General features: G+C 36.3%; 24 protein-coding genes. 10 read left to right on the forward strand and 14 right to left on the reverse strand.

The window, feature by feature from the left end:
• Positions 1–88: 88 nt before the first annotated feature.
• The gene (locus HYG87_RS02050; RefSeq protein ID WP_211533578.1) at positions 89–439 is read left to right on the forward strand and encodes a hypothetical protein; all 351 of its coding nucleotides are present in this window, start codon (positions 89–91) and stop codon (positions 437–439) included.
• Between the two features lie 88 nt (positions 440–527).
• Here the strand turns inward: HYG87_RS02050 and HYG87_RS02055 are convergent, their stop codons facing one another.
• The 5 genes from HYG87_RS02055 to HYG87_RS02075 form a co-directional block, all read right to left on the reverse strand.
• Positions 528–1,724 (reverse strand): low temperature requirement protein A, encoded by a 1,197-nt coding sequence (locus HYG87_RS02055; protein WP_211533579.1) that lies wholly within the window; start codon positions 1,722–1,724, stop codon positions 528–530.
• 344 nt (positions 1,725–2,068) lie between these two features.
• Positions 2,069–2,281: a DUF2795 domain-containing protein gene (locus HYG87_RS02060; protein ID WP_211533580.1), complete on the reverse strand. Its 213-nt coding sequence runs from the start codon at positions 2,279–2,281 to the stop codon at positions 2,069–2,071.
• 109 nt (positions 2,282–2,390) lie between these two features.
• Positions 2,391–3,188, reverse strand: a complete 798-nt coding sequence (locus HYG87_RS02065) for a GNAT family N-acetyltransferase (RefSeq protein ID WP_211533581.1) — start codon at positions 3,186–3,188, stop codon at positions 2,391–2,393.
• A gap of 135 nt (positions 3,189–3,323) precedes the next feature.
• Positions 3,324–3,707: a DUF2283 domain-containing protein gene (locus HYG87_RS02070; RefSeq protein WP_211533582.1), complete on the reverse strand. Its 384-nt coding sequence runs from the start codon at positions 3,705–3,707 to the stop codon at positions 3,324–3,326.
• Complete coding sequence (locus HYG87_RS02075) at positions 3,704–3,991, reverse strand: DUF4258 domain-containing protein (RefSeq protein ID WP_211533583.1); 288 nt, start codon at positions 3,989–3,991, stop codon at positions 3,704–3,706. The genes HYG87_RS02070 and HYG87_RS02075 overlap by 4 nt, the downstream gene beginning before the upstream one ends.
• Positions 3,992–4,387: 396 nt before the next feature.
• Between HYG87_RS02075 and HYG87_RS02080 the strand changes: the two genes are divergently transcribed.
• The 4 genes from HYG87_RS02080 to HYG87_RS02095 all read left to right on the forward strand — a co-directional run bounded on the left by HYG87_RS02080 (position 4,388) and on the right by HYG87_RS02095 (position 8,244).
• Positions 4,388–4,546, forward strand: a complete 159-nt coding sequence (locus HYG87_RS02080; protein ID WP_211533584.1) for a ribbon-helix-helix domain-containing protein — start codon at positions 4,388–4,390, stop codon at positions 4,544–4,546.
• A 383-nt stretch (positions 4,547–4,929) separates the two neighbouring features.
• Positions 4,930–5,538 carry a hypothetical protein gene (locus tag HYG87_RS02085; RefSeq protein ID WP_211533585.1) on the forward strand — a complete coding sequence of 203 codons (609 nt, stop codon included), beginning with the start codon at positions 4,930–4,932 and terminating at the stop codon, positions 5,536–5,538.
• Between the two features lie 135 nt (positions 5,539–5,673).
• Positions 5,674–6,303, forward strand: a complete 630-nt coding sequence (locus HYG87_RS02090) for a metal-dependent hydrolase (RefSeq protein WP_211533586.1) — start codon at positions 5,674–5,676, stop codon at positions 6,301–6,303.
• Positions 6,304–6,555: 252 nt separating this feature from the next.
• Positions 6,556–8,244 carry a tetratricopeptide repeat protein gene (locus HYG87_RS02095; protein WP_211533587.1) on the forward strand — a complete coding sequence of 563 codons (1,689 nt, stop codon included), beginning with the start codon at positions 6,556–6,558 and terminating at the stop codon, positions 8,242–8,244.
• A gap of 335 nt (positions 8,245–8,579) precedes the next feature.
• On the opposite strand, the gene HYG87_RS02100 is transcribed toward HYG87_RS02095, so the two are convergent.
• On the reverse strand, positions 8,580–8,951 hold the full coding sequence (locus HYG87_RS02100; RefSeq protein WP_211533588.1) for a hypothetical protein: 372 nt from the start codon (positions 8,949–8,951) through the stop codon (positions 8,580–8,582).
• A 167-nt stretch (positions 8,952–9,118) separates the two neighbouring features.
• Between HYG87_RS02100 and HYG87_RS02105 the strand changes: the two genes are divergently transcribed.
• On the forward strand, positions 9,119–9,670 hold the full coding sequence (locus tag HYG87_RS02105; RefSeq protein ID WP_211533589.1) for a hypothetical protein: 552 nt from the start codon (positions 9,119–9,121) through the stop codon (positions 9,668–9,670).
• Between the two features lie 8 nt (positions 9,671–9,678).
• On the opposite strand, the gene HYG87_RS02110 is transcribed toward HYG87_RS02105, so the two are convergent.
• The gene (locus tag HYG87_RS02110; protein WP_211533590.1) at positions 9,679–9,822 is read right to left on the reverse strand and encodes a hypothetical protein; all 144 of its coding nucleotides are present in this window, start codon (positions 9,820–9,822) and stop codon (positions 9,679–9,681) included.
• A gap of 221 nt (positions 9,823–10,043) precedes the next feature.
• Between HYG87_RS02110 and HYG87_RS02115 the strand changes: the two genes are divergently transcribed.
• Entirely contained in the window at positions 10,044–11,009 is a 966-nt protein-coding gene (locus HYG87_RS02115) for a tocopherol cyclase family protein (RefSeq protein ID WP_211533591.1), read from the forward strand.
• Between the two features lie 138 nt (positions 11,010–11,147).
• Here the strand turns inward: HYG87_RS02115 and HYG87_RS02120 are convergent, their stop codons facing one another.
• Complete coding sequence (locus HYG87_RS02120; RefSeq protein WP_211533592.1) at positions 11,148–11,906, reverse strand: response regulator; 759 nt, start codon at positions 11,904–11,906, stop codon at positions 11,148–11,150.
• 276 nt (positions 11,907–12,182) lie between these two features.
• On the opposite strand from HYG87_RS02120, the gene HYG87_RS02125 reads away from it, so the two are divergent.
• Complete coding sequence (locus HYG87_RS02125) at positions 12,183–12,635, forward strand: DUF2115 family protein (protein ID WP_211533593.1); 453 nt, start codon at positions 12,183–12,185, stop codon at positions 12,633–12,635.
• Positions 12,636–12,699: 64 nt separating this feature from the next.
• Here HYG87_RS02125 and HYG87_RS02130 read toward each other — a convergent pair whose 3' ends face one another.
• Together HYG87_RS02130 and HYG87_RS02135 are read right to left on the reverse strand one after the other, a co-directional pair.
• On the reverse strand, positions 12,700–14,481 hold the full coding sequence (locus HYG87_RS02130) for a sensor histidine kinase (protein WP_211533594.1): 1,782 nt from the start codon (positions 14,479–14,481) through the stop codon (positions 12,700–12,702).
• A 322-nt stretch (positions 14,482–14,803) separates the two neighbouring features.
• The gene (locus tag HYG87_RS02135) at positions 14,804–16,171 is read right to left on the reverse strand and encodes an MFS transporter (RefSeq protein ID WP_211533595.1); all 1,368 of its coding nucleotides are present in this window, start codon (positions 16,169–16,171) and stop codon (positions 14,804–14,806) included.
• A gap of 162 nt (positions 16,172–16,333) precedes the next feature.
• Between HYG87_RS02135 and HYG87_RS02140 the strand changes: the two genes are divergently transcribed.
• Positions 16,334–18,190, forward strand: coding sequence for a PAS domain S-box protein (locus tag HYG87_RS02140; RefSeq protein WP_211533596.1), 1,857 nt, complete (start codon positions 16,334–16,336; stop codon positions 18,188–18,190).
• A gap of 25 nt (positions 18,191–18,215) precedes the next feature.
• On the opposite strand, the gene HYG87_RS02145 is transcribed toward HYG87_RS02140, so the two are convergent.
• The 3 genes from HYG87_RS02145 to HYG87_RS02155 all read right to left on the reverse strand — a co-directional run bounded on the left by HYG87_RS02145 (position 18,216) and on the right by HYG87_RS02155 (position 23,143).
• A complete protein-coding gene (locus tag HYG87_RS02145) occupies positions 18,216–20,474 on the reverse strand; it encodes a PAS domain S-box protein (RefSeq protein WP_211533597.1) in 2,259 nt (752 codons plus the stop codon).
• A 165-nt stretch (positions 20,475–20,639) separates the two neighbouring features.
• Positions 20,640–21,656, reverse strand: a complete 1,017-nt coding sequence (locus HYG87_RS02150) for a TIGR00341 family protein (protein ID WP_211533598.1) — start codon at positions 21,654–21,656, stop codon at positions 20,640–20,642.
• Positions 21,657–21,850: 194 nt separating this feature from the next.
• A complete protein-coding gene (locus HYG87_RS02155; RefSeq protein ID WP_211533599.1) occupies positions 21,851–23,143 on the reverse strand; it encodes a PAS domain-containing protein in 1,293 nt (430 codons plus the stop codon).
• Positions 23,144–23,762: 619 nt separating this feature from the next.
• Here HYG87_RS02155 and HYG87_RS11050 point away from each other — a divergent pair.
• A complete protein-coding gene (locus tag HYG87_RS11050) occupies positions 23,763–23,891 on the forward strand; it encodes a hypothetical protein (protein WP_256438696.1) in 129 nt (42 codons plus the stop codon).
• A gap of 38 nt (positions 23,892–23,929) precedes the next feature.
• Here the strand turns inward: HYG87_RS11050 and HYG87_RS02160 are convergent, their stop codons facing one another.
• Entirely contained in the window at positions 23,930–24,481 is a 552-nt protein-coding gene (locus tag HYG87_RS02160) for a zinc dependent phospholipase C family protein (RefSeq protein WP_211533600.1), read from the reverse strand.
• Between the last annotated feature and the right edge of the window lie 168 nt (positions 24,482–24,649).

Consider the following 24,649-nt stretch of genomic DNA (forward strand, 5'->3'; position numbering starts at 1 on the left):
TATATATCTTCTAATTCTAATTCTTATTTAAAGCCCAGAATTATTTCTTTACATATTCTGAAGGTGTTCCCAGGGAGGGTAGATTAAATTGTCCAAAAAAATTGTAATTAGCCTATTAATATTAGTAACTTTAGTAGTTGCCTCATCAGGATGTCTATCATCCAATGTAAAATTAGTGGTGGATTATGGTGATAGCTGGAACGGTACTATAACCGATTCATCTGGAACTCGCACCATTGAAGGCACGGGTAATGAAACCATTGATTTAGGCAGCATTACCGGTAGTCTAAGAATTATAGTCCAAAAAAAAGAGCCCAGCGATGAAACCCTGACTATATCTTTAATAAAAGGAGATGAAACCATTCAAACCCAGAATACCTCTCTTCCATCAGGTGCAGAATTAGATGATGCCCGTATAAGCATCTATTTAACCCCGTAAATTAACTCCCAGGGGGTGAGTTTATTTACTACTCATTTTTTTTTATTTAACTGGGAATCTATTACCAATTTTCAATTAAAACTAATATTCACAATTTACATACCAGCTCTTCTGGAGTTTCTCTCAGGGAAAGAATAACCTTTATCACACATAAAAATGTTAGAATTCCTAAAAAGGCCCAGCCAGGGATCATTTCACCTAAAAATCCGGTCAATAAAATCAGTATTATGACCATGTAATAAGGCATCCGGAATATTATTAATACCCTATTTTTACACTCCTCCAGGCTAAAAGAGGATAAATGGATTAAATTTAATGATATAAAGGTTAGGGCCAGGGAGAAACAAATAAGCCAGGCCTCATAAGAGGGTAGGATCTCATCCAGGTCCAGGGCTATGACGTGTTTTATGCCAATTGCCAGAGTGGCTACTCCTAAGAGTAAGGGGAAGTGAGAATATAACCATAACTGGTATTTACTAACCTCATTTTCAGATTCAATTACTTTGGCCTCGGCACCTTTTGATTCATCAAAATAGCTCCACCAGATACAAAATGCAATTATTAAACCAAATATACCAGTAATTTCAGCTAAAAACACAAATCCGATAGAATTTATGGTAAAAACAATACTTACCACTGCTTCACCTATTAATATTATGGTAAAAAGACCAAAACGTTCTGGTAGATGGGTAGAATGAGGGGGTAATTTAAATTGTTCTTTACTAGCAGTAAGGGGAGTTAATATATCAATTATTAGTGCTATTGCCCATAAAATAAATCGAAAAGGGATAGGGACAAATGCCGATATTAACCAGATTAAAGCCACTAATCCAAAACCCTTAACATAATGATTGGCCAGGGGTTTAGCTTCTTTAAGGTGTTTACCCGCCCTATAATATGCATATAGTAGTATAATTCTTAAAAATGCATAAGAAACTGCAAAACTTGGTCCACTGAAACTATAGGCATCTTCCACATTTACGGCTATGGCTGCTACGGCAACCATTTGCAGCATGGTTAAAAATCTATTAAAAAGGTCATCTGTACCGAATCTAGTAAGATAGAAAGTATGGCCCACCCATCCCCACCAGATGATAAAAAATAAGGGAATTGATAGTATAAAGCCTTTAAATGAATAATCTGAACTAAGATTTAGAGCTAAAATAGAAATAGCAGCTACAAAAACCAGATCATATAATAATTCCAGCCATTCCGCGTGTCTTTCTTCACCCTCATCCCGGGATCTTAGCCGGGGAGGTAAAATGATGTCTTTTCTAAGCTTCATGTCCCATCACGAAAATAAATAATCAAATATGAAACACACATTGGCCTTGATTAAAATCTGCATAAATTTAATAGAATATACTGATAATTATGATTTTCGAAGATTGGTATGCTTAAAGATTCATGCCTCATAGTACCGGGCCTAATAATAAATCATACCCATAAGTACCAGGCCTATTAAAAAAAAATACTATCATTTTTTTTAAATTCTAATTAGTGGCTTAGGCTGGTTTTTCCCGGTCATCATCCCTTCTTTTTAAATAATGCCACTCCTACTATTCCCCTTAATGGAATCTCTTATTGTTTTTCCTAAAGTTGAGGAGTAAAAAAAAATATTATCTGCCTTTATAACCAGAAAGCATCCCTATTTTTTCTGGAAAATGCTCGGGAGACCTCATTTACAGAGTTAAAATCCTTTTTTGGTAACGTCTTTAAACTCCGGATTATATCTTTGGATGCCTTATTTTCTTTGGCCCGGGCTAGAATCTCAACTTTACTAGCCGGGTAATTTACACCATTTAATGCTTTTATTAATTGTGCTATGGTTGGTCTTTCCATAATTATCACCCCTAATTTTCTATTCATCCTATGAATATATTAGGAATTCTTAAGTAAAAAATTTATCTAGAAGGGTAACTTTTCTTGATATATCGTTATTAAGTGTTCCTTACCCCATATTCCCGGAAATACGGTTAAATACCTTAGAGGGATCCCAACTTAAGTCCTCACCCCGGACCATCCGGTTTATCTGTCTTATCTTTTGAAAATCATTATCTAAAAGAAAGTTTACTCCCCGGGTATTATCCACCGGCAGTACCCCCTGATTCTTTTTTTGACATCTGAATTTCATTAACTCCAGACCTGCAATTTCATCAGGAGATATGATCAGTCCTTCCCCCAGGTGAGGAAGATAGTAACCTTGCATCCCCTCTTTATCCCGGTAAATATAAGAATTTTTAAGATGATCTTTCAGGACCCTGCTCCGGTTTTCCCCACTAACCCTTTTATCTAATTTAAGTACCTCTTCCTGATCTTTTTTTCTTAAACCTTCTATTTCCGGTGCTGCTTTAGATTCTAATGGTTTCTGCCCCTCCAGGAATATGTATTCGGTATCCAGGCGAAACCCCATTTTCTGGTAGAATTTAAATGCTCCCGGAGTGGAGATTAAGGATATGGTTAGAGCTCCCTTATTTTCCAGGTAGGTGCATAGATACTCCAGGAGATTTCTTCCCACCCCTTTATTTCTGTTTTTTTCATCCACGATGATGTGGCCCAGCCAGGCTGTTTTTCCAAAGGACAGGGCACATCCTATACCTACTATTTTTTCTTGGTCTATGATTTTTACCGGATGGGTGAAGGAATTTTGTATATAGAATTTAAATTCAGGGATGATATCCGGCCAGTTTTCTAACTGAAAACCTTTAAGGTGGGGAATATCCTCTTTAACCATGTTTTTAATTATCATATTATTTTTACAGCTCCACTAACTCACCCTAAAAGATCCTATTATAGTAGATGTAAAACTTTAAAATTTTAAAAAAAAAATGAGAATCCTTAAATTTTGCCCCTAATCTATATTCCCAGGGGATATTAAGGTGTATTATGCTTTAGCTAAATCTAGATTAGTAATGGTGTTTGGTAAATTAAAATCATTAGGTACTTCAAAAAGAACAGGTTTTTTTAATTTTTCTCTGTGAGCCGGTACTATAAATTCTAATTTTATCCTGATCGAGTCTTTGCTAATTCCTATAACACCACTGAGTTTTTTTAGATTTTTAACTGAAAACTTTTTAACTCCTAGAATTTTGGAAACATCTAACATTTCAAAAGATATTGGAACAGAATTCTCATCAAAATCTAATATAAAATCTTCACCAATTTCTATAGATTCATTATAATTTGTTTTATCTTTTTTATACAGAAAGAGTGAATCATTTTTTAAATCATATTCCATGCCCATTTTTTCAGGTTTTTTATTTATCATTTTTTCACCCTTCTATTCTTTTTTTGAATAAATGCCGTTACCACCGATATTAAATGTTTTTCTGGAGTTTCAAGAGAAATAATTATAATAATATCATAAACTTTATTATCAAGATGTTCGTAATAAATCCTATATTTATCCTCACTTTTAAATCCTTCTTTTTGTTCTAATATACCTTTAAGCTCCCCCTTAATAAGACAATGATAAATAATATTTTTGGTAATTCCCCTTTCAATTAATCTTTTTTCACAATGTTTAGTGAATCTAATTTGTTTTTCTTCCACGGGATAAAATATAAATTATTAAGTTTAAACTTATATGAATCACCAGTAGCTTTTCTTGATTATAGTTTATTACTTATCTTTTTTTAGAATTAGATAATTTGATGTTATTACTTATTTTTCTATTATACTGATTAAGAAGCCTCCACATCCTGATTTTTACATTAAAGTGTAATTAGTAAGGTGGTGTGGTCTAAAAATTAGAAATTAACATTTGAATGCTGGGGAGGAATCCAAAAGTAGACACCACCTCACCTGTATTACAATTTTTAATTTAAATATTAAAGTATATAAAGGTTATGACTTTTTACTAATGTAATTAATACCAGAACTGCGAAGATTATATATAATAATAAAAATTATTATTAATACATTAAAAAAATGAAGGAGTATTATTCCATGACTCTTAAAAATGAAAAAAATCAAACCCTCCAGATAACTCTACCCGAATCCATGGTCCAGGAATTTGACCAGATTAGTAAATCCAAGGGATACCAGACCAGATCCCAGGCCCTTAAAGATATTATAAGTAAATTCATAGAAGAAAGTAAGTGCTAATTAAAAATGTGATAATAGAACTGCTTAACCCCTGAAAATAGGTATAAGGGTTTTTTTAGTCCATTTAAACCACTAACTTTAAAAAAAGATCTAAAAATTAACTTACCCCTCCCTGCTACTTTTTTTTCAATATTTTTTTTCAATTATTTTTAATCCAAAAAAAAGCTCCATATATAACCTTAAGTTTTACTTCAAACCCCACAGAGAATTTATAAATCCCCCATCTACTTTGTTTTTATAAAATCCAGGAACATCCACCCGAAAATAACTAAAATCCTTTTTTTTAGTAATAACTTATTTTAAATTAATATGGCCATATCTTTTTTAATTAAAATTCTTATAAAAGTATTACATTTATATAGGTGTATATCATAATTATAGATATGAAATTAATACAAATTGAAGATTTGCTCCAGAAGGGAAATAACATACTCCTCTACCAGGAGGAGGTGGAAGACTACTACCAGCTTTTAAGTGAAAAATACAAGTGCATACTCCTTAGAGAACCCACCCCCTTAAAATACAATCTTCAAAAATGCGTAAAATGTGTAAGTAATGAAGAAGATGAAGTCATTAATAAATTAAACCAACCAGAACTTCGGGATAAACTCTTAGAGGAATTGGGAGATGATATCCTTATAATCTTCTTTAACCACTTCCAGGTCCTTACCTGGAGATCCGCCCACACCCTGCATACCCTGTGGCAATCCGGCCAGGTACTATTTTTTTGCAGCTTCAACTATCACTTCAAACAGGAAATCTACAAGTTCTACCAGACCTTCACCCTGATAAATAAAGAAGAATATGAAAAAGATACGGGAAAAAATGAGATAAACATCACCTACCCCCTCTACCTGGTGGTGGGTATCCTGATATTCTTAGCCTATTTAAGAAGCGCCTCCACCGCCGCCATAGCAACCATGTTACTGGGAGCCGCCTGGTTTTCCTTCCTCATGGTGCGTAGTATGATGTATGTGGGAGGAAAAGTCTAAGAAGACAATTTAAATAAAGGTGTAATCCATGGCTTTTAAAAACTATAAAATAAAAATAAGAATTAAAAAAAACTCTAAAGGAAAAATAAAATCATTTAAAGTTGTATATCAGAAAAATTCTATAAACAGGTGGTAATGGTGAGATATTACACCCACATAGCCTTTGCCCTTTTTATCTACATCTTCCTCATGTTTATCATGGGCATGGATATTAGTGTGATGGGAGTCTTCCTGGCCGGGTGGATATCAGTATTACCAGATATCATAGAACGCTTCACCGGTAAACACCGGGAGGTGGGTCACAGCATATTCTGGACCATACCCCTGGGATTGGTATCCCTTTTTAATCTAGAAATAGGTATAGCCCTGGTGGTGGGTTTTTTAACCCACATCGTACTGGATTGCTGCAACACCCATTCCAGTCCCATCTTATATCCCCTGCATAAGGATGGATTTGGATGTTTTAATAAAAAAAGAAGAATAAAAACCGGGACGGTGGCAGAAAAAGGAGTTTTAGTATTCATAATAAGTTTACTAGTAATGGTCCTGATTTTTATGACCCCCCTCTACCAGATAATAGGATTTGAGTATATGCTCCTGGATGTCTTTGCCCAGAATAATACTAAAACCGAAACCGGGAATGGAATGAACTGTGATGTTAATCTAAATTTAAGAGTGGATGATGTTCAAAATAAAAATATAACCGTAGAGGTGATAAATGAAACCTGTTACCAGGTTTTAATAACAGATATAGAAGTAGGGTAAGGGTAAATAATAGCTCCTTTTAATAACTAGAAGTAGACCCTTATGACAAATGAAATTCTACTTCCCACTTTTTTTAATTATAAAATATATTTCTAAACCTTAACCATTACTTATATTATACAGAACCAGACAAGATAGTAACTTAAAACAAATACAATTAACTTATACTGAAACCAGATAAGATAATATCTTTAACTAATACCATTGAACTATTTTCTAAAAAAGTTAAACTTTAATTTAAATGTGATTTTCATGGAAAGGGAAGCTGATAATTATTTCAACCAGGGGTATACCTTTTATGAGGAAGGTAAACCTGAAAAAGCCCTGGAAAACTACCAGGAAGCTTTAGAAATATTAAAGGCAACTGAAAATCATGACCAAATGGGAAACATCTACCTGGAGATGGGTAACAGTTATGCTGCTTTAAAAGACTGTGATAAATCCTTAAAGATGTATCAGTCCTGTCAAGAACACTACCAGAAAGCTAAAAACCAGGAGGGTGAGGCTTTTGCCCTGGCTAATATAGGAGTTATCCACTCCCATTTAAAAAATTACCAAAAAGCCCGGGATTCCTATAAAAAAGCTAAAAAAAAGATAAAAAATGATAAAGAATCTCTGCGTGAGATTGAATCCCTCTTAGAAGAAACTTATCAGTTACAAAAAAAGGATGCTGAAAAATATTACCAAAAAGCCACCTCACTCCAGGATAAAGGACAGTATAAAGAAGCTCTGGGTTTTTATAAAAAAGCTTTAAATCTATTTACAGATAAAACCTCCCGGGGAGACTGCTTATTAGAAATGGGCAATATCCAGGCGGCACTTAAAAATGATGATAAAGCCCTGGAATTATACCAGAAAAGCCAGAAGGAATATCATGGACCTAAAGACCGCTTAGGTGAAGGTTTTGCCCTGGCCAATATAGGAATTATCCATGATAAAAATAAGGATTATGAAGAGGCCCGGCACTACTATCAAAAGGCCCTCTATAAATTTAAAAAGATTGATGATAAGGAGTCCTATAATGATATCTCCGCTCTTATGGGGGAGACTTATGAAGTGCAGGGTGCCTATGGAGATGCCCTCAAACACCATGAGGCTCATTTAGAACAGTTCCCCGCTGAACATCAGCCGGCATATATCCATGAACAAATTGATAGTATCAAGGATAAGTTATCCCAGGTTAAACCCACCCGTAAAGAATCACTTATCCTTATAAGTTACCTCTTAATCTTAATTGGAGCAGAAGTGGTCACCACCTATACTAATGTGGAGGTGGGTTTACTCTTACATACCTTTATCTTATTTGGGCTTTTAATTAACTCCAGTTTAAGTACCAATTATTCCTTCGCCAATGTTTTGCGGTCCATGATGGCCCTGCCTATGATTCGTATAGTAGGGTTATCCATTCCTATTTTGAATATACCGGCCCTGTACTGGTTCCCCATCATATCCATACCCTTATTTGCCGCATCAGTGGTGATTATAAGGGCCCAGAAATTAACCCTGAAAAGTGTGGGTCTCGTGTGGGGTAAACTACCCCTGCAGATAATGGTGGCCCTTACCGGAGTGGTTTTAGGTCTAATCGAGTACCTGATTTTACGTCCAGACCCCTTAATACCAGTATTTAATCCCTATTATCTCCTTTTAGGATCCAGTTTTATCATTATCTCCACTGGACTGGCTGAAGAACTTTTATTTAGGGGTATTATCCAGAAAAATGTAGAGAATATCATGGGAGGATTGATGAGTGCGTTCTATGTATCCTTACTATTTACCAGTCTGCACATTGGCTGGGAATCTATGCTGGATTTAATATTCGTATTTAGTGTATCCATGTTCTACGGGGTGGTGTTCTATAAAACCCGCAGCATATTTGGAATAACTCTATCCCACGGATTATCCAATAGTTTTCTCTTTTTAGTGTTTCCCTTTTTACTTTAATTAAAGAGATAATTTTTAAAATATTCCTTTTTTAAGAACAAATTCCTGAAATTTTTTAAAAAAAGACTGCATTTCAATAATTTTTATTTTCTGCCTATTTTTTAGGTAAATTCTCCCCTTTTTAGGTATTCACCCTTTTTTAGGTATTCACCCTTAAAAAAACTTCACCCTAAAATATTTCCTGCTGGAAGTAAAAGTAAAAAGTAACCTGGAAGTATCATTTTAAATCTATTTAAAATTAATATTTAGATAAGGGGTCCGGGAACATTTATAAAAAACCTAGGCCCTGCCCCCTCAAGTCATCCTGTAGGCTAAGAATTTAAAATAGGATATATTTAGTAATCAATCCGCCATCCACATAGATCCTCCAGGGCATCCCAGAATTCATCTAAAGATGATTTAAATTCTCCTTTAACCATATGTACCGGTCCGTCATTACATCCCTGGGAGTATATGTTGATGGAGTTGGTCAGGATGGTTACTTCCCAGTGGTAGTCTTCCACCATGGTACATTTTTCATAGTTTTCTTCCCAGTCCCAGATACCTATTTCTTCTAATTTTTCCCAGAACTCCTCCCATTCACCACGTGACGGGGTGTACTCCTTGTCTTGCAGGTGCAGAGTATCATATTCCAGGGTGATGCGGCGGGTATCCTGATTATCTGTATAGTTTATAATCATTTCCCTGGGAAGGTAGTCTTTTTGCATGGGGAATCATCCTTTTATATCTTATTTGCCACTATTTAAATTAAAAACCTTTTTTTAGAGTGATATCATTTAGACCATTTAAGCTATTTTTTAGATTTATTATAAAATTATATTTTAGGTACGATAATTTACCAAAAATTTATTATGATTATTAACAATTTTAATTTATGGTTAAAATAACTTTTGATGATTTAGAAATTCAGAAATTAGATAACAATCATGAGCTTAAATGCTTTGATTGTGGTATAAGTGATCTAAATGAATTTTTAATGGAAAATGCACATCATCAAATGAGTAATAAACTAAATGTTACTTACATATGTACTTATAATTTAGATATTGTGGCCTATTTTACCTGGTGCAGTGATTCCATAATCTTTAAGAAGCTGGATTCTTATGATAAAAAAGAGTTGATAGACCGGGAAATAAATTATGAGAATGTTCCTGCATTAAAACTGTGTAGGCTGGCAGTTAGTTATAAATACCATGGAAACCGGATTGGACCAGAATTAGTAGAATTGACTATTGCCAATGCTAAAGAGTTATCAAAAAAGATTGGAATGCGATTTATAACTGTGGATGCTTATTTTAAAAACAAATGGCTATATGATAAATATTTATTCAAAATATTTCCCCAGGAAAAAAGAAAATTAATCAAATATAAACGAAATCCCCGGGAAGATCAGACTATATCCATGTACCTGGATTTTCATAAATAATGATAAAATTATAAAAGAAGGGGTTTATTCTTTTTATCAATTTCATCTAACATTTTCTTTTTTTCAATACTTGCTGGTTTTTCCATTTCCATGATAAAATTATAGGCATCTTTACCTTCTAATACGGGTGTGGGGACAATTTCCTTTGCCATAATAATACCTCAATTTATATCTTTATCTATCAACTAATTATTATAAAATTTAATATATAAGGCTTTTTCTGATACTCCTTTTGAATTAAACTAAATAAATTATGATTTAGAAAAAAAGGTAAAAATATCAAATATACCTTTAAAATCTATAATTACATCTTAATGTCTCTTTGCATAAAAAAACATAATTTATATCTAAAATAAGCTCCCCATATATCACCATGCCCACCCTATGGAAACCCGCCGTATTTCAGGGATCCCTTAAAAAGAAGGGATACTTTGAAGGATGGTACTTCAAGTTAATAAATTCAGATGAATCCCGGGCCCTGGCCCTCATACCTGGAGTATCCCTTACCCCGGATGGTAAAGATTCCCATGCCTTCATCATGGTCCTTGATGCCCGGGCCCACCACATGGATTACATTACTTTCCCCTTAGAAGACTTCCAGGCATCTAAAGATAAATTTGAGGTGAAGATTGGGGATAATTTATTCTCAGAGCAGGGTGTAGAGTTGAAGTTAAAAAACATCACTGCCAGTATAAAATTTGGTGATTTAAGTCCCTGGCCGGTTAAATTATATTCACCAGGAGTGATGGGGCCCTTTGCTTTTATACCCTTTATGGAGTGCTACCATGGGGTTATCAGTATGGATCACTCCCTTTCTGGATATTTAAAACAGGGTGATGAAAAAATAGATTTTAACCAGGGTAAGGGTTACCTGGAAAAGGACTGGGGTAGTTCCATGCCTTCTTCCTGGATCTGGATGCAGACCAATCATTTTAAAGAGGATAAAACTTCACTTTTTGGTTCGGTGGCCATTATACCCTGGTTAAGGAATTACTTCACCGGCTTTATTTTTGGATTTTTATATAAAGGAGAATTATACCAGTTCACCGCCTATAACCGGAGTAAAGTCCAGCACTTAGATGTTAACGAGAAACAGATAACTATAACTATAACCCGTAAGGATTTAACCCTTAAAATTAGTGCCCGGAGGAGTAAAGGTGTGGATTTACCTGCCCCTTCGGTGGGTGAGATGTCCTCCCGGGTGAATGAGTCTCTTAATTCCACCATCCACCTCCAGCTTTTAAAAGATAAGGAGATTCTCTTTGAGGGAGAAGGTACCAGTGCGGGTTTAGAATTTGTAGGGGATTTAGACGAGCTACTTAAAGGATTTAAAAAGTAAAAAAAATAATTTAAATCAGGTATAACGGTTGAAAAAACTAAAAAATGATTTAATCATAATATAACCTGTTTTTAAAAAGTAATTATAAAAAAATCAGTATAAGGTTTTAAAAAAGTAATTAAAAATATTAAACCCTTTTTAAATCTCCCTTTCCAACTCAAATATAACTCCTTCAATGGTTTTCAGATTACCATAATCATCAAAGGTGGGCCGGCCCTTATCCACCACTCTTTTTATTATTCCCTCTTTATCTTTTAACTGATATTCCAAAGAAAATGCCTCACCCTTCACCAGGGCATTCTCAATAATGGTTCTGATTTCATCCAGGTTCGAATCTATAACCAGAGAGTTTATAGGGAACTGGTAATCATTATTCAGTTCCTTCGAGGTAAAACCGGTTATTTCCTGTAGCATGTTATTGAAAAACTCTGTCTGTCCCTGTTCTTTATGGAAGCGGTACACTATACCGGGAATGTTGGCCGCCAGGGAGCGGTATGATTTTTCACTTTGTTTTAGTTTTTGATTTAATTGGTGGTGGATTAAACTGTTTTCTACGGCATATTTTAATTCATGGTTCTGGAAGGGTTTGAGTATATAGTAAACCGCCCCTGTATTCCGGGCTTTTTCCATATAGTCCTGATTACCATGGGCTGTGAGAAAAATTATAGGGATATCCATAAATTCCAGTATCTTACAGGATGCTTCCAGACCATTCATCCCACTCTGCAAATTTATATCCATTAAAATCAAATCAGGGAGAAGTTTTTGGGCCATTTCAATGGCCGCTTCTCCTTTAGAAGCATGGCCTACCACCTCATATCCCCAGTTATGAAGATTGCGCTTAATCTCCAGGGCAGTTATGGCCTCATCTTCCACAATCAAAATCCGGGGTTCCATAATTTATAATGTATACTGGTATTAATAAAGAATTACTATTTTATGCAGGCAATATTGTTAAGATAAAACAACTAGAAACCTCAAAACAACTCTTTTAGCCAGTTTACCACAAAAATTAACTGAACCCTTGAAAGATAAAAATAATATTAATGCTACCAAACCTTCAGAAATAAAAATTAATACTACTAAACCATCAGGAAAAATAAATATTAATACTACTAAACCTTAAGGATAAATAAAAATAGTAGATTACCCCCATAATCAAATGGAATAAAAATGAAAGCCAGCACTTTACTATCACAAATAAAAGCAGATATTAAAAAGTACCATGATTTACTCCCTGATCCCAAATATAAGCCCGGGGATGATTCTGTGGAGAGTATTATATCCGGCTATAATCAGGAAAATTTTAGAAAAATAATGGATTCAAAATACGAGGGTTTGGAAGAGGATATTAATAAAAAAGATTTAGATGATTTTAAAAGAAGAATAGACTATTTTTTTAGTATATATGCACCAGATGAGGTTGAGTTCCGGGAATTTATTAAATTAATATCCATTTACCTTTCCTTTATTGCAAAAAAACCATTACATCCCCCAGGAATAGTTTTTGATAATGGTAAAAAAGTTTATAAAAAAGGATCTCATTTTATTTGCACTGGAAAAAATATTTTCCTAAAGGATAAAGAATCCCTATGCCGGTATTGTGTGGCTGAAAATGAGGAATAAAAAGGGGGATTATATTATAATAAAAAATAAAGGATTATTTTAAAATATTTTTTCATGCCTTTATTTAAATCCTCTCATCATAACCTGTTTCCTGGAATGATATTTCCACTTCCAAGCCATTATTGGATTCAAAATGTAAATCAGCATCCAGTTGCTCGGCTAAGCCCTTTATCAGGGTAAGGCCCAGGGTAGGGGCATCCTCCAGTTTCCGGTTTTGTAAACCCACCCCATCATCTTTAACTTTTAAAATTATTTTTTGATCTTTTTTTTGGAGAATTACGGTTATGGTACCTTCCTTTTTATGAGGAAAGGCATGTTTAAAGGAGTTGGTAACCAGTTCATTAAGCACCAAACCCAGGGGTATGCACTGATCGATGCCTAACTTAACCGGGTCCAGTTTAGATTCAAGTCTAATTGGCCCGCCATGGGGTTGAAAAGTGCTCAATAAACCATTAATGAGTTTCTGGATAAATAAACTTAAGGCTATCTGGGAGAAACTATCACTCTGATAGAGGGTCTCGTGCACCAGGGCCATGGTTTTTATCCTGTTCTGGCTCTCAGTAAAGGCCTCTTTTACATCTTCCTGTGTAAACTGTCCTCCCTGCAGGCGCAGTAAGGAAGATATTATCTGCATATTATTTTTCACCCGGTGATGGATCTCACCCAGTAATAATTCTTTTTCTTTAAGGGAACTCTCCCGTACCAGTTCTGCCTCTTTTTGTTTGGTCACATCAGAAAAGGTAATTATAGAGCCATTAAAAATGCCGTCATTCATTTGAGGTATTATCCACCCACTTAAGTATTTTTCCCGAATTTTAATAGCTGGAATCGATATAGGAACCATTTCAGTTCGGGATTTATTATAATAACTTTTTAGTTCAGGTATTCGATCCTGAAAGAAATCATTTAACTTTTTAACATGTTTATCCAGTTCCGGGAATAATTCCTGCATATGGGAATTGTAGTAGATGATTTCATTTACTCCCCCAGTTACCAGCACCCCCTCCAGCAGTCCCTCCAGGGTATCCTCATAGAAACCTTCAATAATCTTAACTCTTTGTTGATATAGTTGCTGTTTATGATGTAGAGTGTTGAGGTAATGGGCAGTCCATAAGATAAAAGGAAAGAGGAACCCCACCACCATTACCATGATTAATATTTCCCCCATATTGGCACTAAAACCCAGAAAATCCACTAAAAAAGAAGATGAAATCCCGATAAGAGTTACAGCTAAAAGAGACACCGGGAGCATTTTACGGGCCATGTAACTACCATAACGATCTTCATGTAAAATGCGGATAATTCCCTCTTGAGGATATAAAGATAATAAACTCAAAGCCACCAGGGTGTGCAGGATTGTCGAATAAATGGCCATGAGAGAATAAATATTAGAAGAGAGTATGTGGGCTGCACCAAAAAGATAAATCATAAGACCCATGTAGCCAATTAAACCTGCTAGAAAGCTGAAAATCTGGGCTATAGAGAAGAATTTTTTTCTGGAAAATAAAAATAAGGCCCCACCAAACAGGATAAAATTAAAGGAACTAAGAGGACGGCTCTCCACTTCCAGACCAGGAATGGAAAATATTAAGGTACCGGTGATATTGGCCATGGTGGTAAAAAATCCCACCAGGAAAATAAAAAGCCCTATGATACTCACCAACAAGTTGATATTAGTAGATGACCGGCGGTTTAGTACTAAAAGGCTTCCACCTGTTACTAAAAATAGGAGCAGGCTGTTTAAACGGGAGGCAGGGGAATTTAATATTTCCCCTTTAAGTAAGGGTAACTGGAATAACCACCCCAGGATACATAAGGTGGAAAAAATAATAATTATTAAGGCCAAAAGATAAGAACCAGATTTAGTTTGATTTACCCAGGCTGTTTTTAAAGGTATTTTTTGACTTAATTCCTGGTAAGGTATCTTTATAGTGGAGTTATGGGATTTTTTTATGGCTTATCCCCCTTAAAATTCGTTATTTAATATATTCTGCCTTATCTTATTTATTTATTTATCCCTGCCAAAAGTAAACCTCATTAGATAACTATAGTTAAATCTGTATCTTTATTACTTAAAAATAGACGTTTAGCTTAAAATTAGGGATAATCCCCCTATAAGGGTATTTTTAATACCTGTTCCCTTTTAAAAAAAAAAAAATAAGTTTTTTTTAATCAATGTCCCGGCCCTGGTAGGTGATTACAAATCCAAAAAAGCTTAAAAACGCAAATATAATAAAAGAAATCTGCATAACCTCCAAAAAAAGTACTATATTTTCTGGTTTTATATCCGCCGTTCCCAGATAGAGGTTTATGAGTAAGAGTGCTATTCCCATGCCTAGCATCTGTCCCATAACCCGCATGGAGGTAATGGTGGAGGCTGCCACCCCGAAGTACTTCTCAGAAAGAGAGCTCATAACCAGGTTACTGTTAGGAGCAGCAAAAAGGGCAAAGCCCAGACCTAAAAATATCAGTCCAGTAAGTACCAGGTAGATACTCTCAATCCAGGGTAAAAGAGAAAATATTATAAGAGAAAGGATAATAAAGGCCATACCCCTGGCAGCCACCTTGCTGGGATTTTTCATATCAGACATACGACCGGCATAGGGTGACAATCCGGCAATCAACAAAGGTTGGGCTGATAAAATCAATCCTGCCCACTGGGGACTTAAATTCAATACATACTGCAAATAGAAGCTGAGGAGGAATATGATAGGGTAAGCTGCAGTGTAACTTATAAGGGCCGCCACCCCATTCCAGGTGAAGGCCTTATTTTTAAATAACTCCACCTTTAATACCGGACTTTTTAACCCTGATTCAAAGTAGTAGAAGACCACCCCTCCCAGTAATCCCATTACTAACAATATCAACCCGGCAGTATCAGGTAAGAAGGATAGTCCCATCATAAACAATAGAAGGGAGGTGCTCAAAATCAGGGTGCCTTTTAAATCGAATCTCTCACCCTCAGCTTCCCTCCATTCTTCTTTAATGTTACGGGCTGAATAAGCACAGAATATTCCTAAGGGTACATTGAAGTAGAATATACTCTGCCATCCCAGGTTCTGGGTTAGGAAACCTCCCAGTGGTGGTCCTAAAAATAATCCCAGGTAGGCTCCAGTGGCAGCCCAGCCCAGAGCCCGGCCCCGTTGCATCACCGGGAATACAGCGGCCACAATAGCTGAAACATTACCAAATATCATGGCGGATCCCACTCCCTGCACAATCCGGAAAAATAAGAGCATTTCCCCACTTACCGAAAATGATGCTAAAAGTGAGGAGATGGTGAAGATGATAATACCCCACTGGAAAATTCTCTTCCTTCCATATATGTCAGATATGCGTCCCATGGGGATGAGGAGTAGGGCCAAAACCAGCAGGTAGATGGTGGGTATCCAGCCTAAAAAAAGGGCGTTTATACCCAGGTTCCGGCCTATTACCGGGAGAGCAATGTTAATAGATGACCCTACAAATGGGGTTAAAAATGAGGCCAGAAGGGCGATTATAAGGGCATAAGATCGGGTGTCCTTTACCAGAGGCATGGGGATAATTTATAATGGGTGAGTAATATTTTTACTGTTTAGTGGCTAAGAATAAAAACTCACTATCTAAAAAGATAAGCTCAAAATAAATAATTTAATATTTAATTAGAATCATATATTAATAAGGAAATCAGGTTGAATCAAAAAGAAAAGAGGATTTGAATGAAAAAAAATCCTTCCATTAAAGCTACCAGTAAAAAAACAATGGTTAAAAAGGATTATGCTGCTAATGATAATAATAAGTCAAATAGAAATAATACTATAAATAACAATTCTATTCACTCTTCCTCTATTAATTTACAAACTGAACTTGATTTAAAAGAAGAGATTTTAAATCAGGTTACTGATTCTATTTTTTTACATGATTTTCAGGGAAATTTTATTTATTTTAATGACACTGCCTGGAAGAGCCGGGGTTATTCTAAAAAAGAATTGGAAAAACTTAATTTAAGGGATTTTGATGTCCCGGAATATGCCCTTGAGATAAAATCCAGGATGGATGAACTAAAGAAAAAAGGTCAGCTCTTATTTGAATCCGCCCACCAGCATAAGAATGGTACCATCATACCGGTGGAGGTTAATGCCCGGGTGGTGGAATTTAAGGGAAAAAAACTCATTTTAAGTGTGGCCCGGGATATTAATGACCGTAAAATGATTCAAAGTGAAATAGCCCGGTCCCGTGAACTATCCCAGATTATAAACACCCTCCCTGATTATTTAACCATCATTGACTTTGAAGGTAATATCGAACTTACCAATCCTTACCTGCAGGAGAACCTGGGATGGGGCCCGGAAGTACAGGGTAAAAATATTCGTATCTTGCTGGAAAAAGAATTTCCCCTGAAAAAACTTAAAATACTGTTGAATCAGGGTTATCTCCACCAGGAGGAGGTTAATTTAAAACATAAAAATGGTAAGACCATACCGGCTATATTGAATGCGGCCCTGGTTCCTGATGCAGAAGGTAATCCCTTGAATATTATAGCCATTGCCCGGGATGTTTCCCAATTAAAAGAAGTGGAGCTGGAGCTGGAAAAAAGCAGGATTTTCTTAGAAAAGATAATAGATTCCCTGCGGGATGGATTTTCGGTTTTAACAAAAGATGGCGAACATGTGATGGTTAACCCTGCTTTGTGTCAGATGACCGGTTATAGGCGAGAAGAACTCCTGGGCCAGGTTCCACCCCACCCTTACTGGGGGGATAATGTTGCCACTCAAAAGATACTAAATGAAGTTATTTGTGGCGATATGGATGATTTTGAATTAGTATTTAAGAAAAAAGACGGTTCATTATTCCCGGTGATTGTTTCTCCCTCCAGTTTAAAAAGCCCTGAAGGTGAAACCTATTATTTTGCCACAGTTAAAGACATAAGCTCCCTAAAACAAATTGAAGATGATTTAAAAAAATCCCTGCAGGAAAAGGAAGTCCTGATGAAAGAAATTCATCACCGGGTAAAAAATAACCTGCAGATAATATCCTCCCTCTTGTCCTTGCAAACAGATTATATTGAGAATAAAACTGATCTGGCCATCTTCAAAGATAGTCAGTGCCGGGCTAAATCCATGGCCTTAATACATGAAAAATTATACCAGTCCGGACTCTTAAAAAGTATAAATATAAAGGATTATATCTCGGCCCTGGTGAATGAATTAATTGGTACCTATTCAGGGGAGGGAAAAATAATTAATCTGGAGATGGATGTAGATGATATTCTAATGGATGTGGATACCGCCATACCCCTGGGACTGATATTAAATGAGATCATAACCAATTCCCTGAAACATGCCTTTGTAGAAAAAGAAGGTGAAATCAAGGTGCATTTAAAAAGTAGTGATAACGAGATCCAGGTGGAAGTAGCTGATAATGGGGTAGGAATAGGGGAGGATATAGACTGGAGGAATACTGATTCTTTAGGATTGCAGCTGGTTAATAATTTATGCCGTCAGATAGATGGTGAAATAGAATTGGATAACACTAGAGGGACCTGTTTTAAAATAAGGTTTCCTGGAAAAGATTAGAAAAATTTATTTTAAATACCTTAAACTAAAACCCCACCCGCTCCACATAATCCAGTTCCTGGAATATGATTTTAAATTCACTGCCTCCATTAGTGCGGTACTCCAGGGTACCATCCAGTTGATCCACCAGACTATCCACCAGGCGCATACCTAGAGAAGTTTTTATCTGACTTTCAAAGTCAGTTGGAAGGCCCTGTCCATTATCCCGAATTATAAGACGATATTTATCCTCCAGAACCTTTAATTCTATATCAATTTTTCCTTTACCCTCGGGAAATGCATGTTTAATACTGTTGGATACCAGTTCGGTTATCACCAGACCGCAGGGGACTGCAGTTTCAATATTAAACTCCACCGGATCGGTGGAGATATTTAACTCTATATCCTCCTGGCGTTGGTAGGAGTAGAGCAGATCGGTGGCCAGGCGGTTTATATAATTTTTAAAGTCTATCCGGGAAATATTCCGGGAGAGATAGATACCCTCATGTACCAGGGAAATTGATCTTACTCTGCTCTGGCTTTCTTTTAAAATATCCCGGGAGAGCTCATCATCCACATTACGGTACTGCAGACTCAGGAGACTGGAAACTATTTGCAGATTATTTTTAACCCGATGGTGCACCTCTTTTAGCAGAGTTTCTTTTTCATTTAAAGAAGATTTTAATCTTTCTTCTGCATTTTTACGATCAGTTATATCTGATAAAAGTGCTAATATGCCCTGAAACTCTTCATCTTTTATTATGGGAGAGGTGGCCATTTGTACATATATTTTCTCCCCATCACCACGGTGCAGGTGCAGGTTATAAACTGGTTTTAGTTTATCTCTCCAGTTGTCCATATCTTCTATAATCAGGGAAGCTTTATCTTCATCCAGGTAGTTTTTGATATTTTTTTCCAGCTTTTCCCGGGTACTTAAACCCAGCATTTCCTTTAAACGGGGATTGGAAAAAATAGTATCTCCTGTCTTATTTATAATCCAGATACCTTCCTGGGCAGTTTCCACAATACTACGATATTTTTCCTCACTTTCTTTTAAAGCCCTTTGTACTGTTTTTACAGGTGTTATATCGGTGATGGATCCAGTTATGCCCTGGTATTTTCCTGAAGGATCGGTGTAGGTGGTGCGGTAAAATATAACATCCCTCATATCACCGTTTTTATCCCTTATCCGGGATTCGAAATTAACCACCCCTCCTTCTTTTTTTAGTTCCTGGTCCTGCAGGAAATATTCCCGGGCTAATTTCTCACCAAAAACATCTTTGGCAGTTTTTTCCACTAAATCTTCCCTTTTTTTTCCAGTAAGATCCAAAAAAGCCTGGTTAAATCCTTTATATCGCCCTTCTTTATCCTTGTAGAATATGGGTTGGGGCACCGCATCGATGATATTTTGCAGGAAGTAGTAACTTTTTTTTAAATCCATCTGTGATTGTAGAGATTCTAGATATAGTCTACGGTTTTCACGGTTGTAAAGGGCTTGCCGGATGAATACCAGTAATAATATTAAAGCCAGGGAAATTAAAACCACTTCAAAACGTTCATGACTAAAGGTGTGGACCCACAGGGCCAGGATATAGAAAAAAGATATGATAATAAATATAAAAAGGGATTCCCCATCCAGTGCTTTTTTGACTTTGGGGGTTATGTTAAGTTCCTTGCCCCAGGAGATAACACCGGCAGTGGATAGGCCGGCCAGGGCAAAAAATACATAGGAAATTATGAAGATGACATCTGGAATACCACCAGAAAGGTACAGGCCATTGATGGTCTGGTAACTGAATATGAAGTCTCCTGCTACCTGCAAGACCAGAGCAAAAGTTATAAATAGTAAAGGAACATTACCCCGGCTTAATCTACCAAAAGCCAGGCGTAAGATGGCAGTTAAAATTAGCATGTCCAGGGCCACGTACACCACCGACAGGAGGATGGCCAAAAAACCAATATTAGGGTCTGTCAGGCTGGGTTCTATTAAGAAAATTTCAGCCAGGGTGAAGGTGACTACCAGTATCAAGGCCACATCTATCAGGGATATGTATTTTTTTAAGGAGGTTAGTTTCTGGTGGGGTAGAAATATTATTCCCAGTATGAAGCAGGGGTAGGCTGCCAGATAAAAAATATCAGCCACAGAAAAGAAGGGTTCTATTTGCCATATAAGGCTCATTAAGGCCCAGGTAGTGTCTGCCAGAGTGTAAAATGACAGGGCCAGGGCAAAAAGTAGCCAGGGCAGGTAATCCTTTTTAGATGCTTTCTTCTTCCAGGCGGCATAAAAAAGACAAATAGCCGCCATTAAACTAAAAACAGGAAAGGTGATATCACTAAATAAGGCCCGGGAATCCAGATCCAGAAGTATAGACAGGGTGATATAGGCAGTTAATAAAGCGGTGCTGATAATTAAGGCATTTTTTAGTGAAATCTTTTCGGTGGTGAATTTAATTCCCCCATTTTTTTAAATTTAAATCAGGTTACGGGCAAAGACCAGCATTAATAGGGCAAAAAGTATAACACCCCAGGCTATTAAGGCCCCATAGGTATATTTACGTGCTGATTTAGCTTCTTCTTTATCCAGGGGTTTTATTTTTTGCACCCAGAAGGTGAGTACCGCGGCAAAGTTCACCCCCACCAGGTTGGTGATAAATAGTAATCCTGCTCCCCCGGCCAGGTCATAGTAACCTGCCCCGGCTAAAAGGCCCACTATAACCAGGGGAGGTAAAAGGGCCACTGAAATCATCACCCCAATTAATATGGAGGATAATGCGGTGGTAAAAGCCAGTGAGCCGGCTACTCCTGAAGCGAAGGCTAGAACCACGCTTCCCATGGCTAAATCACTTCTTATGGATATGGAAGGAACAGTAGGATCCACCGGAACCATTAACCCTATTATAAAGGCTATTATAAATCCAATAAATATTCCCAGGGCATTGAAGTATATGGATTTTCGGGCCAGGTCCTTATCTGATAGTACGGTGGAAAGGGCAAAGCCCACATTAGGGCTGAGCATAGGGGCGATGATCATGGCCCCAATTATAACCGCCACATTATCTTTTAGGGCCCCGATGGCGGCTACCAGAGAGGCTAGTATCATGAGTACACTGAAAATAAGGGGTGAGTCCATTAGCTGGGATATGGAGGAGTAGAGTTCTTCCCGGCTAACTCTTTCCACTTTCTTTTCATCTTCAATTTCCTCAGCCATTTCTTCAGCAGGATTGTTATTAGAATTAACACGGGGTAAGGTGGCTTTTACATTAATAATAAATATTCTAAATCCTTCCAGGCCCCCAAAGGCATCTTCTATTTTATCCAGCAGTGATTCGGTTTCAATAGCCGGTAAGAGTACCCGCACCAGGATTAATTCCTCAGTTAAACCAACTTCCCAGTAGCCCAGGATTTCGTGATCTTCCAGCAGGCTATTAAGCTGGGGTAAGTTCACCTCAGATGAGGGTAGTATGATTTCCATTAAACGCAGCACCATTTAAAGATAACCTCTGTGCTTTTATATTATAAAATTACGGGAGGTAATAGCATTTCTACTAAGGGAATCTCTTAGTAATATATAGTTAATAATTGTATTATAATTTTTTCCTATAGATAAAAATAGTAATATTAGAAAATTATTTATTAAAATGTTGATCTTGAATTCTTTTTAATAATAATAAAAGAATTATATCAGGTTAGTTGAGTTTTCAGGTGATTGGAATCCTTTAAATCTTTGGTAAATACCTGTTTTATTACTCCATGCAGATTGTTTATATAAAACTGCAGTATCTCATCTCTTTCCTGTACGGCTTCCATCAGGGATCTTTCCACTCCTTTACGGGAGTTTATATCCATGACAATACCAATATATCCTACCTGTTCTCCATGGGCATCATTAACCATATTAAAAGAAATTAAAGTCCAGGTGGGTTTTTTATTTTTCGGGGTAAAGCCCAGTTCCACCGAACCCCGGAATCCATCTTTAACATTTTTTAGATAGTTAATGGCTTTTTGCTGTTGAGAAGAATCTAAAAAATCGAAGAAGTTGGTGCCTCTTATTTTTTTTAATTTAAATCCTAAAAGCTGGGCAAAGTGAGGGTTAATGTATTCCATTTTTCCCGTAAGGTCCATGAAAATCACCCCGGTGCGGGCCATTTCCACCAGGGAGCGGTAATTTTCTTCACTTTTTTTAAGCTCCCTTTCCATTAGCTTTCTCTGGGTGATATCCCTTACCACTGATAGTACTCCTATTTTTTGATCTTTTTCATTTTTAAGAACACTTAGAGTGGATTCTACTATCAATTCCTTTCCTTCCCGGGTGCGGTGTTTGTTTTCACCCCTCCAGGTACCTTTAGTTTCCAGAGATTTTTGAGCATCTTTTTCATCTTCCGGGTGGATCCACTGGTATTCATTCACCTCATTTAAGTCCTCTCCCAGGGCATCCTGGAAATTAACACCATATAATTCTTCAGCACCTTTATTCCAGTAAATTATCTGGTTATCATTATCTGCTGCCACCACCGCATCATGTACCTGGGAAAGGGCCATGGCCTGGAAGCGGATAAGTTCATTTTGTTCTTTAATTAGAGAAATATCAGTAACATGGGTATCAAAATAAAGAGGTTGTCCCTTATCATCCCTTATGAGGCGAGCCAACACTTCGGCCCAGATTATAGCCCCATCATGATGGATGTATCTTTTTTGCAGTTTGTAATGGTCTTTTTTACCTTCCAGTATCTCCTGGAACCATTGTTTATTTTTTGGAAGGTCATCAGGATGGGTGATGTCCCTATAGGTTTTCTGGGTTAGTTCTTGGGGAGTATAACCTAACATCCGGGAAAAAGCCTGGTTTACAATGACGTAATAACCATTCAAATCCAGTAAACACATACCAATTGGTGCATTTTCAAAGGCCAGTTTAAATTTTTCTTCTAAAGGATTATTCAGATAGTCACTATCATCTTGTGTTAAATCCAGGCCCATATTTTATTCTCCTATACTTTAATCACCTTAATTCTACCTCTATCAGGTTATATAAATGATTAATACATCTTTTTCGTATTCTCATTTAATATCCTGAAGATTTGCCCCTGATCCCCCATTTAAAATATCCCTTAAAGTACCATTAATCCTGTAATTTATCCTAAAAAACCCATTTTTTCCTCCAATTTTACCAGTTAATTTAATTAACAGGATATGTAAATGAATCTTCTTTGAAAATACATTATTTATACCTGCTTTAAAATATTTGCCTTTTTTTAGTATTACTAAAAAAGGGTTATTATCATCATATTGAAATTTTTTTTGCCTGCTAATAAAATTTTCTATTTGATGTTCATGGTAATTTAAGTCCGAATGCCTTAAAATCAAAAAAAAGTACTAAAGTAGAAATTAACTAAAAAAATTGTTATTGGATTTTCTATAAATCATTTAAAAAAAAAAAGGAACAGCTGCTTAATGCCACAGGCAATATTGTCCTCTTAGAACCATATTTTTCCAGGACTATAATATTTTGTTCCTAATAAACTTAAACTATATATTACTTTCTTTTAAAATCTCTTACTATAATTATTCTATTAAGTATGAAAATAATGATTAGGAAGTGATTAATCTGATTAAAATTGTGGATTGTCCTCATTGTGGATTCCGAGGTTATAGCGAGATATATCAATCATTCCATGAACTCTACTGGGAATGTATGGATTGTGGAAAGCGTGTTTTTTATGATTAGATTTAATAAAAATTAGTGGGTAGCAGGAGTAAAGTAGTTTATATTCCTTCCAGACTCCTTTTTATTTCACTATAAGCAATTGAGGAGGCATTATCAAGATCTCTTTGTGTTATTTCTGGGTTTCTGCTTAATATCCAGGTTCTCCAGCTTACTTCACCCTGAATAAATCCCTGGGAAAGACTGATTAATAATCCATCAGGGATGTATTCTAGCTGGGGTTTTAGTAAAAGGGCCTGTTCTTCATATTCATTATGATTTTTCTGGTTATAGGCATTTATTCTATGAAAAGCAGATAAAGAATCAGTTATATAGTGGCTGGCTACACCCAAATTGTAACTGGCCCGGTAATAATCTCCCTGCTGGTAGTAACGGACCCCCTGGTGCAGATGCAACCGGGCTTTAATATAACTAAAAGGATAGATATGGAATAAATAATCTTTGAAAACAAAATCCGGGGCTACTGCTCCAGATCTAAAAGCTTCCTGGTTTAAATTAGTGCTTATATTTTCTGGAAGGTTATAATAGAGCTCATCAGCTATCTGTTCATGTGTCGGGCCATACCAGGCCCGGGCCGGGGCTAAAAGCACCATGAACATTAAGTAAAAAAATAATATTTTCCCCCCCACCGACATAATCATCAACCTAATTTTTAGAATCCCGTACTATTATAATTTGACCTTAATAGGGGGATAAAAGATGAAACTCATTTTTAGTAAAAATCTTTAACCTGAAGAAATAAGGGTAATAAAAAAAACAGG

This window comes from Methanobacterium alkalithermotolerans (assembly GCF_018141185.1).
GTDB lineage: Archaea > Methanobacteriota > Methanobacteria > Methanobacteriales > Methanobacteriaceae > Methanobacterium_F > Methanobacterium_F alkalithermotolerans.